This window comes from Rhizobium sp. TAL182, from assembly GCF_002117725.1.
Classification (GTDB): Bacteria; Pseudomonadota; Alphaproteobacteria; order Rhizobiales; family Rhizobiaceae; genus Rhizobium; species Rhizobium esperanzae.
Genome location: NZ_CP021024.1, coordinates 125,837 through 140,645 on the forward strand (window position 1 = coordinate 125,837; position 14,809 = coordinate 140,645).

16 protein-coding genes are annotated in these 14,809 nt (G+C 57.7%); 10 read left to right on the forward strand and 6 right to left on the reverse strand.

The features are described 5' to 3' along the window. Nucleotides 1-277: 277 nt before the first annotated feature. Both Tal182_RS00630 and Tal182_RS00635 read left to right on the forward strand, forming a co-directional pair. Nucleotides 278-2,314: a hypothetical protein gene (locus tag Tal182_RS00630; RefSeq protein WP_085857749.1), complete on the forward strand. Its 2,037-nt coding sequence runs from the start codon at nucleotides 278-280 to the stop codon at nucleotides 2,312-2,314. A gap of 489 nt (nucleotides 2,315-2,803) precedes the next feature. Then, nucleotides 2,804-3,118: a hypothetical protein gene (locus tag Tal182_RS00635; protein WP_085857750.1), complete on the forward strand. Its 315-nt coding sequence runs from the start codon at nucleotides 2,804-2,806 to the stop codon at nucleotides 3,116-3,118. Nucleotides 3,119-3,129: 11 nt separating this feature from the next. Here the strand turns inward: Tal182_RS00635 and Tal182_RS00640 are convergent, their stop codons facing one another. The 3 genes from Tal182_RS00640 to Tal182_RS00650 all read right to left on the reverse strand — a co-directional run bounded on the left by Tal182_RS00640 (nucleotide 3,130) and on the right by Tal182_RS00650 (nucleotide 6,354). After that, on the reverse strand, nucleotides 3,130-3,954 hold the full coding sequence (locus tag Tal182_RS00640; RefSeq protein ID WP_085857751.1) for a hypothetical protein: 825 nt from the start codon (nucleotides 3,952-3,954) through the stop codon (nucleotides 3,130-3,132). Between the two features lie 60 nt (nucleotides 3,955-4,014). Continuing rightward, nucleotides 4,015-4,365: a hypothetical protein gene (locus tag Tal182_RS00645; protein ID WP_085857752.1), complete on the reverse strand. Its 351-nt coding sequence runs from the start codon at nucleotides 4,363-4,365 to the stop codon at nucleotides 4,015-4,017. Nucleotides 4,366-4,947: 582 nt separating this feature from the next. Continuing rightward, complete coding sequence (locus Tal182_RS00650) at nucleotides 4,948-6,354, reverse strand: tyrosine-type recombinase/integrase (RefSeq protein ID WP_206426542.1); 1,407 nt, start codon at nucleotides 6,352-6,354, stop codon at nucleotides 4,948-4,950. A gap of 204 nt (nucleotides 6,355-6,558) precedes the next feature. Here Tal182_RS00650 and Tal182_RS00655 point away from each other — a divergent pair, with 204 nt between their 5' ends. Then, nucleotides 6,559-6,834 (forward strand): GIY-YIG nuclease family protein, encoded by a 276-nt coding sequence (locus Tal182_RS00655; protein WP_085857753.1) that lies wholly within the window; start codon nucleotides 6,559-6,561, stop codon nucleotides 6,832-6,834. Between the two features lie 89 nt (nucleotides 6,835-6,923). Here the strand turns inward: Tal182_RS00655 and Tal182_RS00660 are convergent, their stop codons facing one another. Further along, nucleotides 6,924-7,160 (reverse strand): DUF2798 domain-containing protein, encoded by a 237-nt coding sequence (locus tag Tal182_RS00660; RefSeq protein WP_085857754.1) that lies wholly within the window; start codon nucleotides 7,158-7,160, stop codon nucleotides 6,924-6,926. 235 nt (nucleotides 7,161-7,395) lie between these two features. Between Tal182_RS00660 and Tal182_RS00665 the strand changes: the two genes are divergently transcribed. After that, nucleotides 7,396-8,118 (forward strand): YoaK family protein, encoded by a 723-nt coding sequence (locus tag Tal182_RS00665; protein ID WP_064800207.1) that lies wholly within the window; start codon nucleotides 7,396-7,398, stop codon nucleotides 8,116-8,118. Between the two features lie 67 nt (nucleotides 8,119-8,185). Beyond that, nucleotides 8,186-8,974 (forward strand): YdcF family protein, encoded by a 789-nt coding sequence (locus tag Tal182_RS00670; RefSeq protein WP_085857755.1) that lies wholly within the window; start codon nucleotides 8,186-8,188, stop codon nucleotides 8,972-8,974. Nucleotides 8,975-8,976: 2 nt separating this feature from the next. On the opposite strand, the gene Tal182_RS00675 is transcribed toward Tal182_RS00670, so the two are convergent. Next, the gene (locus Tal182_RS00675; RefSeq protein WP_064800209.1) at nucleotides 8,977-9,450 is read right to left on the reverse strand and encodes a hypothetical protein; all 474 of its coding nucleotides are present in this window, start codon (nucleotides 9,448-9,450) and stop codon (nucleotides 8,977-8,979) included. A gap of 177 nt (nucleotides 9,451-9,627) precedes the next feature. On the opposite strand from Tal182_RS00675, the gene Tal182_RS00680 reads away from it, so the two are divergent. After that, a complete protein-coding gene (locus Tal182_RS00680; protein ID WP_064805816.1) occupies nucleotides 9,628-10,263 on the forward strand; it encodes a trimeric intracellular cation channel family protein in 636 nt (211 codons plus the stop codon). Nucleotides 10,264-10,278: 15 nt separating this feature from the next. On the opposite strand, the gene irrA is transcribed toward Tal182_RS00680, so the two are convergent. After that, a complete protein-coding gene (gene irrA / locus Tal182_RS00685) occupies nucleotides 10,279-10,698 on the reverse strand; it encodes an iron response transcriptional regulator IrrA (protein ID WP_064800210.1) in 420 nt (139 codons plus the stop codon). A 302-nt stretch (nucleotides 10,699-11,000) separates the two neighbouring features. On the opposite strand from irrA, the gene fabA reads away from it, so the two are divergent. The 4 genes from fabA (at nucleotide 11,001) to Tal182_RS00705 (ending at nucleotide 14,804) form a co-directional block, all read left to right on the forward strand. Next, nucleotides 11,001-11,516, forward strand: a complete 516-nt coding sequence (fabA, locus tag Tal182_RS00690; RefSeq protein WP_020920068.1) for a 3-hydroxyacyl-[acyl-carrier-protein] dehydratase FabA — start codon at nucleotides 11,001-11,003, stop codon at nucleotides 11,514-11,516. A gap of 45 nt (nucleotides 11,517-11,561) precedes the next feature. Beyond that, nucleotides 11,562-12,794 (forward strand): beta-ketoacyl-ACP synthase I, encoded by a 1,233-nt coding sequence (fabB, locus tag Tal182_RS00695; RefSeq protein ID WP_085857756.1) that lies wholly within the window; start codon nucleotides 11,562-11,564, stop codon nucleotides 12,792-12,794. Between the two features lie 4 nt (nucleotides 12,795-12,798). Next, complete coding sequence (gene fabI, locus Tal182_RS00700; RefSeq protein ID WP_085857757.1) at nucleotides 12,799-13,605, forward strand: enoyl-ACP reductase FabI; 807 nt, start codon at nucleotides 12,799-12,801, stop codon at nucleotides 13,603-13,605. Nucleotides 13,606-13,855: 250 nt separating this feature from the next. After that, a protein-coding gene (locus tag Tal182_RS00705; protein ID WP_094299087.1) for an IS630 family transposase occupies nucleotides 13,856-14,804 on the forward strand; the annotation gives its coding sequence in 2 pieces (ribosomal slippage) (nucleotides 13,856-14,191 and nucleotides 14,193-14,804; 948 coding nt in all). Nucleotides 14,805-14,809: the final 5 nt, after the last annotated feature.

A 14,809-nucleotide genomic window follows, 5' to 3' on the forward strand; every position in this document is an offset into this window, starting at 1 on the left:
CAGCCGGCGCTGTCCAGATCATGCATTGCCTGGACAATTGAGCAGAAGCTGCGTCACGCCGCTTACTATGACCTCCGTCAGGTGCGTCTATCAGCTCGAGGAGTGCTGCGGGTGGATTCTGGTCATGTCTACGAAAGCGCAGGTCATCACGAAAACCTGCAGACCCAAAGCGGCTGCTTGCCCGCCACAGCATGCTATGCTTGAGTACTTATTAGTTAGAATTATCAAAGCGCTTCCTCCCACCACCTCTATCTGCACCGCGACACTGAGACTTCCCATGGTAACTATTGAAACTCATTTCCGTAAAGCTGTGGCCGGCCTTAAACCCCCATCGTCGGCCCTATACATTCAGGCTGAATGGGATTCGGCATATGAAAGTGTAACGCCATCGCTTGAAGACACGCGACTCTATCAAGCGGCAAAATGGATTGCCGAGGAATTTGCTAGATCTAGGGAGGTGTTTGCCTCGCCGATATTCGGTCCTCTCAATCCGGAATGGGCTACAGTGCTGGCAATAGCATCCCTAAACCGCGAATATCGCACGGCGCTCCAGCTGCGGGACGATATGACGAAGGACATGAGGGATAAGCCGATCATTTCGTTGGATGCCTTTTCTGGAATCAGAATCAAGGGACCTGGCGGCCAGCATTTCACGGTCGAAGATATCGCAGAGAGTTCTACGGACCTTACGGAAAGCTGGTTATATGATGCTCGCGCCACATCAGGTGGCAGTCAGCCTCCTGATGAACTTTCTGGCCTCGCCATCCAGGCGGCGAGGGCGTACAGCTTTCGAAAGTGTATGAACAGGCTTTGGAACGACGCGTGGCACGAGGGATGGTATTACGAACAGACATCGGACGGGGGTGCGGCTTGGAAGCCCGGTGACCGGGCAGCCATGATCCTCAACCAGACTTGGCTTCAGCGGCAACAAACAAACTTAATGAAATACCCACACGTCGACTTGTCCGTTTGGCCCATGCTCTCTCCAAGCGGCCGCAAAAAGCGCTCAAGACCGCGCGCCGTGACAGCAGTTGAGCGAAAAAAAGACTCAGTCAGCTTACGGGTGTCATCGCCGTCGTACCTTTCACGAAGGCCACCGCGTTACACAATCGAAAAGGGCGCAATCGAGGGCTCTTATCTTTCCGATTTCTTTGAGACCGAAATGCCCAATGCGACGGGCGTGACTGCTGCAAAGCTTCTTTTGGCTTGGCATTTGATAATTGATATCGCGGAAGGTTTGAATAGACAGGTCAAATTGCCAACTTTCCTCTCCCCTGAACACGCCAGGGCACTAGCGCTTGCGATCCCAGCCGCACCTCTATGCACCGCAATTAGTGAGGGGCTGGGAGTCAATGGAGATACGGCGGCTACGGTCGTTGATTTCCTCACTTTTGAAATCAAGTTCGGGAAGAACAAAAAAGGAGACCGAGGTCTATGGTCAGCTCCCTTGGTGAAGGTGCCGAATCGCGAAGAGTATCTACTGCCGTTGCCTGCGCTGGAGACAAGCAATCCGTTAAGGAAGATTGAGGCATGGCTCGAAAAAGGCGGCATCGATGACTCGAATCCTATCACAGCTCGCGGTGAGAAATATGAGGCGATCTACCGCGCACGGCTGCGGGAGGAAATCCATTCCAACCGGAAGTTCACGAAGGCTTCATTAGCCGAGCACGGAGTAAAAAAGACAAAGGATTTCGATGAACAAGTCGACTTACTCGTTGTGTTCGGTGGATTGTGCTTGGTCGGCGAGATCAAACTGTTCCTTATGCCAGCAGACGCTAACGAGCGAGCGCGGTATGACAAAAAACTTGAATCTGCGGCCTCCCAGACCAAGCGGAAGCTGGATAAGTTGAGGGAGCGGCCGGACGTGGTTGCTGCGGCACTAGGGATTACGCCGGTCGAGGCAGAAAGCCTACGATATCTTCCCATAGTCGTGACAGCCCAAGACTACGGGTTCTCCACTAAAGTGAGTGAAGTTTTTATTATAGAAGCGGAATTCTTGAAAATGTATCTGAGTGGGAGCGCGATCATAATCGGGCGCGCCATACACAAGGGCAGCAGCAGAGCTGTTGATCAGACAATAGAATATTACAAGAACGAGGCTGAAGCTGCTCAGAAATTCGAGAAAGAAGCCACGTCACCTTATGTGCTGAAGCGAATTTCGGATCGATTTTCATGGGCTGCAACGCCATATCCAACTCTGGCCCATAAAAGCGCAAGTTTGGCCGTGCCCGTTTTCAATGATCTTGACGGTGTCGAAAAGCGCAGAGCGCAATCAATGATGGCATCTTTAAGTAATCGCGGGACAAATACGTGAGTGGATTGGGTGATTTGTCAGGACGACCGCACAAGCACTTCGTCATTTTGACCTTTGCCTCGCTCAGGCCTGAATGCTCGGTCGATGGCTCGGGCAAGCTGTACGCGCTTCACAGCCTCTGTCTAAATCCTCACTGTTTGTCCGATTGTCGAGTCACCCTACATCGCGGCTTCGTTCCCCAAATCCAAGGAAGCCTCTGAATACGATCTGCGGTAACCGCAAACAAAAGGGGCCGCAGCGTCGATCACTGCGACCCCCGTTCTCACCCTCTAGCGAAGGGGCGGTGGGGCGATCCTTACGGCTCACTAGGAATGAGCCGCAAAGGGACGCTAGGCTCGCCTAGACGAACCTGCAAGATTCCTGTTCGGCCTGCATCTGTGGGTTGCTGTGGAAGAGGCGAATTTGTTGAAGTTGATCTTGATGGCACCGAGACGTCCGTCGCGTATTTTGGGGAGTGTCTTATAACTTATGTGAAAAGGAGGACGCTGAATGAAGAGGCCCGCGCTACTTGCATTCGCATTACTGCTCCCATCGACAGCCTCTGCTTTGACTGGAGCCGAGTTGGTCCAAGCCGATAGGGCCTTCTCGACGGGCTACGTTTTCGGCGTCGTTGAATATCAAACGGGGGTGCTTGACCATGATGACCCCGATTTTATGAAGGTCCGAAATTGTGTGATCGGCGCCAGAATGACCGCACAAACGTTCTACGAGATTTCGATCCAGTACTTCAGAACACACCCCAAGACCCTGACTGAACCCGCTTTTGCCGGGATTATCAAGGCGATGAAAGATATGTGCCAATAAGGGGCCAGAGGCTAAACCGCCTCCTCCGATGCACACTTTTCCATGAGGTTCTTCTTATCCGCACGGTCTGTCGCCTTGCTCACCTTGTCATGTCCTCGCTGGATCATGGCTTCAATGACCTCGTAGTCTTCTTCCGTGGGCATTGGCGGGCGGCTGCCTGCATCCCCATATCGGGCATTTGGGCGTCGTTGCGTCAGCTTATTGAAGAGGGCGACGAATGCGGCATCGATGTTGCCAAGTTTAAACCACGCGTTGATCGCACTCGCCACAGTTCCGTGAGATTTGGCCGTCACAGCAGGGCTTCTGTGGAGTATCAGCTCGGCCTTCGAGATCAATTCTGCTGAGGTGAACAGGTTCTCTACTGCCGGCCCCGCGTGACCCTTCGCTTGGCTATGCTGCGATGCCTCCAGAAACTGGCGAGCCAATTCGAGCATGTCACGCGCCTTTGCGCGACCGCTCAGAAAGTTGAAGACCATCCGCCAGCCTTCTCCGACCGAGAAGATCGTGAAGTGGCCGCTATCGAGCAACTCGTCTGGAAGCTCGTAAATCTCGATGGAGTGCAGATCACTGACATATACCGGGTCGTCGCGCTCAACTGCATGGCTAGCCCGCGCCCACGCTTCCCCCTTAACCTCCTCATTCAGACGAACCTGAATTGGTCCGTCGACGGGAAACAGGACTTGGGCCATATAGACTGAAAAATCCGGGTCCACTATTCGGCCGTCCACCTTCCGTCTTTCGATTTCGGGGCCGAAGTAAAGCTCCCACATTTGATTGAAGGTCCGTTGCCACCCCTCTTGCGGCATGGTCTCCTTGGCATCGGAAGTCTCCGACATTTCCTCTCCCTCAATTCTGGCGGCACTTTCGCTGATTGCCGCGTAACTTTACACGAAGCGCTACAGCATGAGGAGATGAATGTCGGCCATCTGCTGGGCGAAAAGAGCTGTGACTTCGGTTGCCGTGGTCGGTTCGGGCTGAATGAGTTGGCCTTGACGATGGGCCATGAATACGTCGATTACTTGCTTGCGGACGAGCGCCGCCTTCTGGGTACGGGAGAACATGCAGACGAGCAGCGCCTGAGACTCGTTCAGGTAGAACACCTTTGCAGGACGACCCCCGGTGGACTTTGTTGCTGACGCCATCAAAGTTCCGTGGTCAGCCAGCTCAGAGGCATTGTCCTTGATCAAGGTACGAATAGTCCGAGTGACTTTCATGCCGAGATGTTTAGCCAGTTCAACATCAAGCACACGGGGCTCATCGTTGACGGTGGTGGATAGAGAGTTTGTTTCTCATTGAAGGGTCCTGCTAAGCGCCCTCTCAGGGTGCGCGTTCACCTGCACCCCGCGCGGACGGAGAAAAGACACTGTTGCCACGGAAAGGAGCTGACGAATGGGAAAGATTAAGCACACCAGAAAGCCACCCGAGCGCTTTTCGAAAGCGCAGCGCGAGTTGCTCACTGATAAAGAATGGCTTGAACTTGAGAAGCGGATGACAGCCCAGTCTCCAGTCTCTCCATTGAGTAATGCAGTCAGGGCGGTTGGTGTCGATGGGCCAGCGAGGCGTGGGGTCAGCTATAAGTCTTGATCGCTTCATCCATCCCACCGGCTTTCACCTTTTCCTCACCGAGGATGAAAACGCCATCTTGCGGGCCTCCGGTGTGTCGGGGCGCCATCGTCGTGTTTGTGAGCTGAAGTACGGCTGGACATAGTGAGCATGGAGGAGGCCGCAGCGTCGATCACTGCGACCCCCATTCTCACCCTCTAGCGAAGGGGCGGTGAGGCTCCTTACGGCTCACTGGGAATGAGCTGCAGAGGGACGCTAGTCGTGTCCTAGCAAAGCTGCAAGGTTCCTGTTCCGGCTGCGTCTGTGGATTGCTGTGGAAGAGGCGCGGGGTGGCAACCCAGTGGCAGCACCACGGCCCCGACACAGTCCCTCATCTGCTTCTCTGAGGCTCCTTGCGTATAGACGCCGAAGGTGATGTCCTTCTTCTTGTCCGAGACATGGCCGACGACATCCTTCACCGTCTCCACTGTCTGCCCTGCATGTCGGGCCTGAGTGATGAACCAGCGGCGCGCTGAATGGAAGTTGACAAGGCTTCTCCGCTTACCCGGCCGCACGTCATCGACCTTCAGGTGTTTCCGATAGCGATTGAAACGCTTTCCGAACGTGTCACCGGGGTCGCGCTCTTCGCTCAGTTCGTGAAACAGCCATTCCTTCGGCTGCTTATCTCTCGTGCGGCGGGCGATGATCTCTAACAGGTCAGGATGGATCGGCACCTTTCGGGCTGCTGAGCGGGTCTTTCCTTGCTGGATGTCGAAGATGTCATCGTGGACTTCCTCAACCCAAAGCGTCAGCACTTCTGCCATTCTCATCCCAGACAAGCAGGAGATACGCAGCGCGTCAGTAATCTGTTGTTGATGGTCATCGTCCATGCCATCGGGGTAATCCGAGTAAAGCAGGGTCTTCAACTCGGCATCAGTGAAGGGCCGCTCGCCTTCATTGTCCCCCCGCTCGACCCGTCGACGCCCGCTAGCTACTTCCTGCCCGAGCCACGGGTTATCTTCAGCGGTCCCCGCCACGTGGCCACGCTTGATCAGGTATTCCCAATAGCCGCGAAGAGCCGTCATGTGCTTCTTGGCGGTGCTTCTGTCCATTGGCTCGATGATCTCGGTCACATAGCGACCGGCAGCCTTGCGGGTGATATCGGGAAGCCGGTACTTCTCCCCCATGCACCAGCGAGCAAAGCGATTGATTAGGCCCCGACGCTCGTTGGTTGTCTTAGCGGCAAGCTTGATTGCTGACAGGTAGGCATCAAGGTAGTGGTCCACGGGGTGGTCGCCAGCAACGGCTCGTGTGAAGCGCTCACGGGCTTTTCCTCGCAAGCTGTCGGCTTCGGCCTCTGCGGCCCATACCGCATCCTCGGCTGCCTCTCCGCCCTCGGTTAGTGCCTCGGCGATAGCCGCCTTGGACAGCTCTCCTCTAAGCTCTGCCAGCTCCTCGCTGGTGCTGATGACCTCTCCCGCCTTGACGCGGGCAAACAGCGCCCGAACCTCTGGCTCAAGCTTATCTCGCCTCGCGATGGCTGCCTTGATGTCCCCCGTCTCTAAGCTCTGAAGATACATTGTCGTGCCGTTGAAATAGCTTCGACATGCCTCGGGGATAGCTATTCGAAACCACCAAGTCTGCCCCTTAAGATCAAGCAGCCGCTTTGACCCCTTATTGCTTTTCCCTGCCATTCTGACCAATCATTCTGACCAACGATGACTGGTCATTACCCTTGTATTACAGATGCTTCAATGGGTTGGTGGTTGAAATCTTCGATCCCGCTTAGCTCCACCACGCTTCGCCCTTACGGGCTTCGCGTGGCGCAGCCGCGAGAAACCGTTAGGCCGAAGCAGTGCCCGGCATAGCTCGAAGGGCGACGACGGGCTGAAACGCTGATGTGGTACGTCTATATTCTCCGCAGCATCGATTTTCCCGATCAGGAATACACCGGGTCTACTGCAGACCTGAAACAGCGCCTTACGGCTCACAATGCTGGAAAATCCGCCCACACCGCCAAATTCGCGCCTTGGAATTTGCTCTGGTATTGCGCCTTTCCCGAAAAGTACAAAGCGCTTGAATTCGAAACCTACCTGAAATCGCATTCCGGCAGGGCGTTTGCCAGCAAGAGATTGATCCAACCGAATCTGGTTCCAGTCGCCTCGATAACCTGAAGTGATTTGCGCGAGGCATTTGCAAAGAAACGACTCTAGCCGTCCCCTCAACACCGGTAGGCCGCCCCCACAGCCCACCGGCGCCTCGCTTAAGTCTCGACAATGGCCGCCGTCACCCGCCTCACCACTGGAAGCACCAACAGCAGCACGGGAAAGGCGATCGCCCAGGCGAGCGCCCATGCGGACGGCCACATGGCAAGGGCGGCTGCGGTCAGGCCTTGTGCTCTGAGGATGCTGATCGCCGAGACGACTGAGGTCATCAGCAGCGACAGGATGAGCGGCATGACGATGGCATTGTAGCGTTTCGGGAGTTTGCCTTTGGGCATTTTTTGTCTCCGTAAGATGCCGATCAGAACAACAGCGCAGCGCCGATCGGCGGGTTGCGCGTTGATTGACGTAAACGCTTACGGAGCTTCGGTCTGAAGCGACGCCGTTTTATGGCGGAAAATATCGCTCTGCTCAAGTCCCGCCCAACCACTTTCAATCCCTCTTTGCCAATTCCTCAATGAAGAGGATTTATCCTTCTTCCGGAAATTCAGCGATTCGGCTTCAGGACCCGCAATGACCAGAGCAAGACGCCGCCGCATCATTCGTACACGACGAACCGTCACCGGGATCGCCCTCGTCGCCTCGATTTCGTTTCTTGCCGGCATGACCGATGCGACCGGGCTGCTGCTGACCGGCGATTTCGTCTCCTTTATGACCGGCAATACGACGCGGGCGGCGCTCGCCTTGAGTGAGGGCAATCTCTTTCACGCGGCGGTGCTGATCTCCGCCATTGTCGTTTTTGTGCTCGGCAATGCGGCCGGCATCGTCATCGCCCATGTCTCCGAGCGCCGAATATTCGTCGTGCTCGGCTGCGTCGGCCTCGTCCTGGCGCTCGCATCGATGACGACATGGCAGAGCATGATGCTCGCGAGCTTCTACCTGATCGTCTTTTCCATGGGCATGGTGAACGCCGCTGTCGAGCATATCGAAGGCCTGCCGATCGGCCTGACCTATGTCACCGGCGCCCTGTCGCGCTTCGGCCGCGGCATCGGCCGCTGGATCATCGGCGATCGCCGTGTCGAATGGACGATCCAGATCGTGCCCTGGGGCGGCATGGTGCTCGGCGCGATCGCCGGTGCGGTCCTGACGCGGTTGACCGGTGCCCATGCCTTGTGGCTGGTCTCCATCTTTGCCATGGCGCTGGCGCTTGTCGCCATGTTCATTCCCCGGCCGCTTCAGCGGCGCTTCAACCAGAAGCTTGCTTCGCACCGCTCGGCCGCAGTGCGCGGCAAATAGAAGCGTCGCATTCCTGTTACCCTCGAATCGGATAGGAAGATCGCTGTCCGTCCTCAAGGAGTAGATCGTGTTCCTGATTTCGAAGCTCGTCTGGATTTTTGCCCAGCCGCTGTCGCTGGCATTCCTGCTCGTCTTCTTCGCCCTCATCGCCGGGCTGCTGCGCTGGCGTGCCTTGAGTATTCTTGCTGCAACGGCTAGCGCGCTCATCCTCTTCGTCACGCTCTACACCACCGCCGGCAACCTCATGATGCAGGGCCTCGAGCAGCGGTTTCCAAAACCCGTCGCCGATCCGCAGAGCCTGCAATGCATGATCGTGCTCGGCGGCGCCTTCGAAAACGAGGTGAACACGGCCCGCCACGGCATCGAATTCAACGCCGGCGCCGACCGCTTCGTCGAAGCCTTGCGGCTCGCGCAGAAATTTCCGCAGTCGCGCATTCTCGTGTCGGGCGGCGACGGCTCCATTTCGGGCATTTACGAAGGCGATGCGGCGGCATCCGAGCGTTTCTTTCCACTGTTCGGCATCGGCAGGGATCGCCTGATCGAGGAGCGGCAATCGCGCACGACCTTCGAAAATGCCGTCAACACCAGGGAATTCCTCGCAGGCCAGGGCCTTTCCCATTGCCTGCTGATCACCTCGGGCTTCCATATGCCGCGTTCCGTCGGCATCTTTCGCAAGCTCGGTATCGACATCGTGCCCTGGCCGACCGACTATCGTACCGATGGGCAGGTTCGGCTTACCTTGGATTTCACTCAGCCGAACCTCAATGCCCAGAATTTGGCGACGGCGATCCGCGAATGGTACGGCCTCATCGGCTACTATCTCGCCGGCCGGACGTCGGAGCTCTATCCGCGTTAAGCCTATTTCTTCGAGATGGTGACGAATTTCGCGCCGCGCACACGCGCAGTCACGATGCAGGGATCGCCTTCGGTGCGGTCGCAGAAACGCGGATGCATCTTCATCGCCAGCACCATGTTGCCGAAGCGCTGGACAAAGTCGTAGCCATAGATCTGCGCCGTCGCGATCATGAAATAACCGCCTTCGGCAACCTGCAGATAGAAATTATAGGTGCAGCCGTCGTCGTTGCATTGCGGCCCCTTCTGCCCGTCGCAGGTCAGTTGGCCCTCATTGACCACGGCGTCGATCAGCCCGTCATTGTTGATGTCCTGCCTGATAACGAAGCCGTCGGCAAATTCGGCCGCCTTGCACTGTTCCTGGAAATGCTTCTTCTCGTAGATCTCGGGGTCGGAGATCAGCGATTGCTGGGCAAGCGCGCCAACCGGCATGGCGAGCAGCAGGACGATATTGAGAACGGCGAGCACCAGCGTTTTCACGGACTTTCCTCTTTTGGACAAAGGCTCTGAAGCCTATGCATATTGCCCGAACCTGTGCGGCGGTTTGGGATAACAACATGCATCGAATAAAGACCGATGCTTTATGGCCGCGCCGCCTTGCGCCGCCCTTGCCGCCATGGTTCTTTCCGGAAACTGTTCGCCGGTTCCGGGGTCCGCATGTCCTTGCTCGTCTATCTCGATTATGCCGGCATTGCGCTGTTTGCCGCGACAGGCGCGCTCGCCGCCTCGCGCAAGCAGCTTGATCTGATCGGCTTTCTGTTTTTCGCCATGGTGACGGGAACCGGCGGCGGCACCGTGCGTGACATCGTGCTCGGCCGCGTGCCGGTCTTCTGGGTGCTGAACCCCGCCTATATCCTCGTCTGCTGCATCATGGGCGTCATCGTCTTCTTCACCGCGCATCTGCTGGAATCGCGCTATCGCCTGCTGATCTGGCTGGATGCGATCGGCCTTGCCGCCTATTGCGTTCTCGGTGCCGCCAAGGGACTTGCCGCCACCGGCTCCCCGACCATCGCGATCGTCACCGGCACATTGACGGCGACCTTCGGCGGCATCCTGCGCGATCTGATGGCAAACGAGCCTTCGGTGCTGTTGCGGCCGGAAATCTATGTGACGGCGGCGCTGATCGGCGCCGGCGTGTTTACGCTCGCCAATGCGCTGGGAATGCCGCTCTATCTCGCCTCGGGCTGCGGCGTTGTGGCGGCCTTTGCCGTTCGCGGCGGCGCGCTGTGGTTCGGCTGGACCTTCCCGATCTACAAGCACAAACCCGGGCGGCATCCCGACGATGTGATGTGAGCCTTTTGGGCGCCGTCAGCCCTGCTTGGCCCGCAGCCGGATCACCACGTCGACATGGGCGATCTCCATGCCTTCGGGCGGCTCCGGCAGATTGCCGATCGTCAGGTTGCTGACGGGAATGTCGAGCACCTTGTTGTGGCCTTCGATGAAGAAATGGTGGTGGTCGGAAACATTGGTGTCGAAATAGGTCTTGGCGCTCTCGACGGCGAGAACGCGGATGAGACCGGCTTCGGTGAACTGGTGCAGCGTGTTGTAGACGGTCGCCAGCGAAACCGGCACGCCGGCGGCAACCGCCTCCTCATGCAGTTCCTCGACGGTCAAATGCCGGTCGCCCTTGGCAAACAGGAGGTCGCCGAGCGCGACGCGCTGGCGTGTAGGGCGCAGGCCCGCGCCGCGCAGCCTTACCTCTATTGCGATCGGGAGTGCACCCGTCATCAACACGAACTCCGATTATTCCTGCATAAAGCAATCATGTTTCTTCAAGCGGTATAACTTTTGCATCGGAGCCTTTCAATAGTTCAGTGGGGACAAGAGCCTGATAAACGCGGCAAAAACGGGCTTTTGATGCAAATAGGTCTGGTCGCAGCTCTGGCCTTCCTGTATGCGACCACCAAATAATGGCGTAAGCCTGGTCCAAGCCGATGAATGAAGCTGCCTTGCTTGTGCTTCATTTTCTGAAGAACTTGGACTACACGTTCACATCCATCGGCTTCACGCGGGGGGGAAAAAGAAATTTTATGACCACCAGACAGTCCAGCTTCTCGTATGAAGAACTCATCGCTTGCGCCCATGGCGAGCTGTTCGGACCCGGCAATGCGCAGCTGCCGCTGCCGCCCATGCTGATGGTTCACCGCATCACCGACATTTCCGAAACGGGCGGCGCCTTCGACAAGGGCTATCTCAGGGCCGAATACGACGTGCGCCCCGACGACTGGTACTTTCCCTGCCATTTCGAAGGCAATCCGATCATGCCGGGCTGCCTCGGCCTCGACGGCATGTGGCAGCTGACCGGTTTCTTCCTGGGCTGGCTCGGCGAGGAAGGTCGGGGCATGGCGCTTTCAACCGGCGAAGTGAAATTCAAGGGCATGGTCCGGCCGCATACGAAGCTGATCGAATACGGCATCGACTTCAAGCGCGTCATGCGCGGTCGCCTTGTGCTCGGCACGGCCGACGGCTGGCTGAAGGCGGATGGCGAGACCATATACCAGGCGTCCGACCTTCGCGTCGGTCTATCGAAAGACAAGACCGCCTGAAACCGCATTTCGAGCGGCTGACGAAAACAACAAAGGTTTGATCAGATGAGACGGGTAGTTGTCACGGGTCTGGGTATCGTTTCCTCGATCGGAAGCGATGCGGCCGAAGTCACCGAATCCTTGCGCCAGGCAAAGTCGGGTATCTCCTTTTCCAATGATTTCGCCGAACACGGCTTCAAATGCCAGGTCTGGGGCAGCCCCAAGCTCGGCCAGACGGAGCTTGCGGAACTGGTCGATCGCCGCGCCATGCGCTTCCTGTCGCAGGGCGGCGCCTGGAACCATGTCGCCATGAAGCAGGCGATCGCCGATTCCGGTCTGGAAGAGAAGGACTACGCCCAGAACGAACGCGCCGGCATCATCATGGGATCCGGCGGACCGTCAACCCGCACGCTCATCGAGGCGGCCGAGATCACCGTCAAGAACAATAGCCCGAAGCGCATTGGTCCCTTCGCCGTGCCGAAGGCGATGTCCTCCACCGCGTCGGCCACACTCGCCACCTGGTTCAAGATCCACGGCGTCAATTATTCGATCTCGTCGGCCTGCTCGACCTCTGCCCATTGCATCGGCAACGCCGCTGAAATGATCCAGTGGGGCAAGCAGGACATGATGTTTGCCGGCGGCCACGAAGATCTCGACTGGACGATGTCCAATCTCTTCGACGCCATGGGCGCGATGTCCTCCAAGTACAACGACACGCCCGATACCGCCTCGCGCGCCTATGACGTCAACCGCGACGGTTTCGTCATCGCCGGCGGCGCCGGCGTGCTGGTGCTGGAGGAGCTGGAGCACGCCAAGGCTCGCGGCGCCAAAATCTACGCCGAAATCGTCGGCTACGGCGCCACCTCTGATGGTTACGACATGGTCGCTCCCTCGGGCGAGGGCGCTATCCGCTGCATGCGCCAGGCGCTTTCCACCGTCAAAGGCGATGTCGACTATATCAACACCCACGGCACGTCGACGCCGGTCGGCGACAGCAAGGAAATCGGCGCCATCCGCGAGGTGTTCGGCACCAAGATCCCGCATATCCAGTCGACCAAGTCGCTGACCGGCCATTCGCTCGGTGCGGCCGGCGTGCAGGAATCGATCTATTCCCTGCTGATGATGCAGCAAGGTTTCATCGGCGAAAGCGCCCATATAACCGAGCTCGATCCCGAATTCGAAGGCGTGCCGATCGTGCGCAAGCGTATCGACGATGCGAAGATCGATATCGCTCTCTCCAATTCCTTCGGCTTCGGCGGGACGAACGCCACGCTCGTCTTCCAGCGCTATAACGGATAACAACATGACTGGAATTATGCAGGGTAAGCGCGGCCTCATCATGGGCGTCGCAAACAACCATTCGATTGCCTGGGGGATTTCAAAAGCGCTCGCCGCACAGGGTGCGGAACTCGCCTTCACCTATCAGGGCGATGCGCTCGGCAAGCGCGTCAGGCCGCTGGCCGCCGAAGTCGGCTCGGATTTCGTGCTGCCTTGCGACGTCGAGGACATTGCGTCCGTCGACGCTGTAGTCGACTCGCTCGGCGAGCGCTGGGGCAAGCTCGATTTTATCGTCCATGCCATCGGCTTCTCCGACAAGAACGAGCTGAAGGGCCTCTACGCCGATACGACGCGGGAGAATTTCAGCCGCACCATGGTCATCTCCTGCTTCTCCTTCACCGAGATCGCCAGGCGCTGCGCACCGCTGATGGAAGGCAGTGGCGCGATGCTGACACTGACCTATAACGGCTCGACGCGCGTTATTCCGAATTACAACGTCATGGGCGTCGCCAAGGCGGCGCTCGAGGCTTCGGTTCGTTATCTCGCCGCCGACTACGGCCCGCGGGGCATCCGCGTCAATGCGATTTCCGCCGGCCCGATCCGCACGCTTGCCGGCGCCGGCATTTCGGACGCACGCGCGATCCTCTCCTGGAACCAGCGGAACGCGCCGCTGCGCAGGACAGTAACCATCGATCAGGTCGGCAGTTCGGCGCTTTACCTGCTCTCCGACCTCTCCGCCGGGGTCACCGGCGAGATCCATTTCGTCGATGCCGGCTTCAACATCACCTCCATGCCGACGCTCGAAGCGCTGCGCAGGGCAGACGTGGAATAAAGACAGAAAGCCGGGCTTGAGGCGAGCCCGGCTTTTCTTCAAGACTCATCCTCTAGAGCACTTCCGTTTTTCTTCGAATCACGGAAGTGCTCTATCTCTTTGTTTTCACGCAGTCCCGAACGCAAAACCCACTACACACTTTTGCTGGAATTGCTCTAGAGCGTTTCCGTTTTTTATTGAATCCCGTGGGATTCCCAAGGCTTCGGATTTGTGATTCAAGATGCTGGCTGGAAAAGGAGGCCAGCATCGGATGACAGCACCTCTTTCGAATGATCTGCGCGAGCGCGTTGTGATGGCAATTGTCGCCGGTGAGAGCTGCCGATCCGTCGCTGCGCGGTTCGGGATTGCCGTGTCTTCGGCTGTGAAATGGTCGCAACGCTATCGGTCGAGCGGCTCGGTTGCGCCCTCAAAGATGGGCGGTCATCGCAAGTTCGTTCTTGCGCCACATCGCGCTTTCATCCTCGAGCGGCTCCACCAGACCCCGAATCTGTCGCTGCATGGACTGAAGGCGGAGTTGGCATCGAAGGGTGTAAAGGTCTCCCACGACACGATCTGGAAGTATCTACGCCGCGAAGGACTGCGCTTCAAAAAAAACGCTGTTTGCCCTTGAGCAGGCCCGCGCTGACATCGCTCGCCGCAGGCAACGCTGGCGCGGCTTGCAAGATCGTCTCGATCCCAAACGATTGGTCTTCATCGATGAAACCTGGATCAAGACCAATATGGCGCCACTCTATGGCTGGGGAGAGAAAGGAAAGCGCTTGCGTGGCTTTGCCCCTCACGGCCATTGGCGCACTCTAACCTTCCTCGGGGCTCTCAGGTACGATCGTTTGACCGCCCCTTGCGTCTTCGACGGGCCGATCAACGGGCAATGCTTCCGCGCCTATGTCGAACAACTGCTTGTGCCGGTCCTCAAGCCTGGCGATATCGTCATCATGGACAACCTTGGCTCCCACAAGTCCGACGCTATCCGACAGATGATCCGAGCCGCCGGTGCGCGCCTCTGGTATCTGCCGCCATATTCTCCGGACCTCAATCCGATCGAGCAGGCCTTCTCAAAGGTAAAGCACTGGATGCGCCACGCCCAAAAGCGAACAATCGAGGACACCTGGAGGCACATCGGATTCCTCACCAGAGCCATTGCACCAGACGAATGCTCAAACTACTTCCGAAACGCAGGCTATGCTTCCGTTAAAAGCTGAAATGC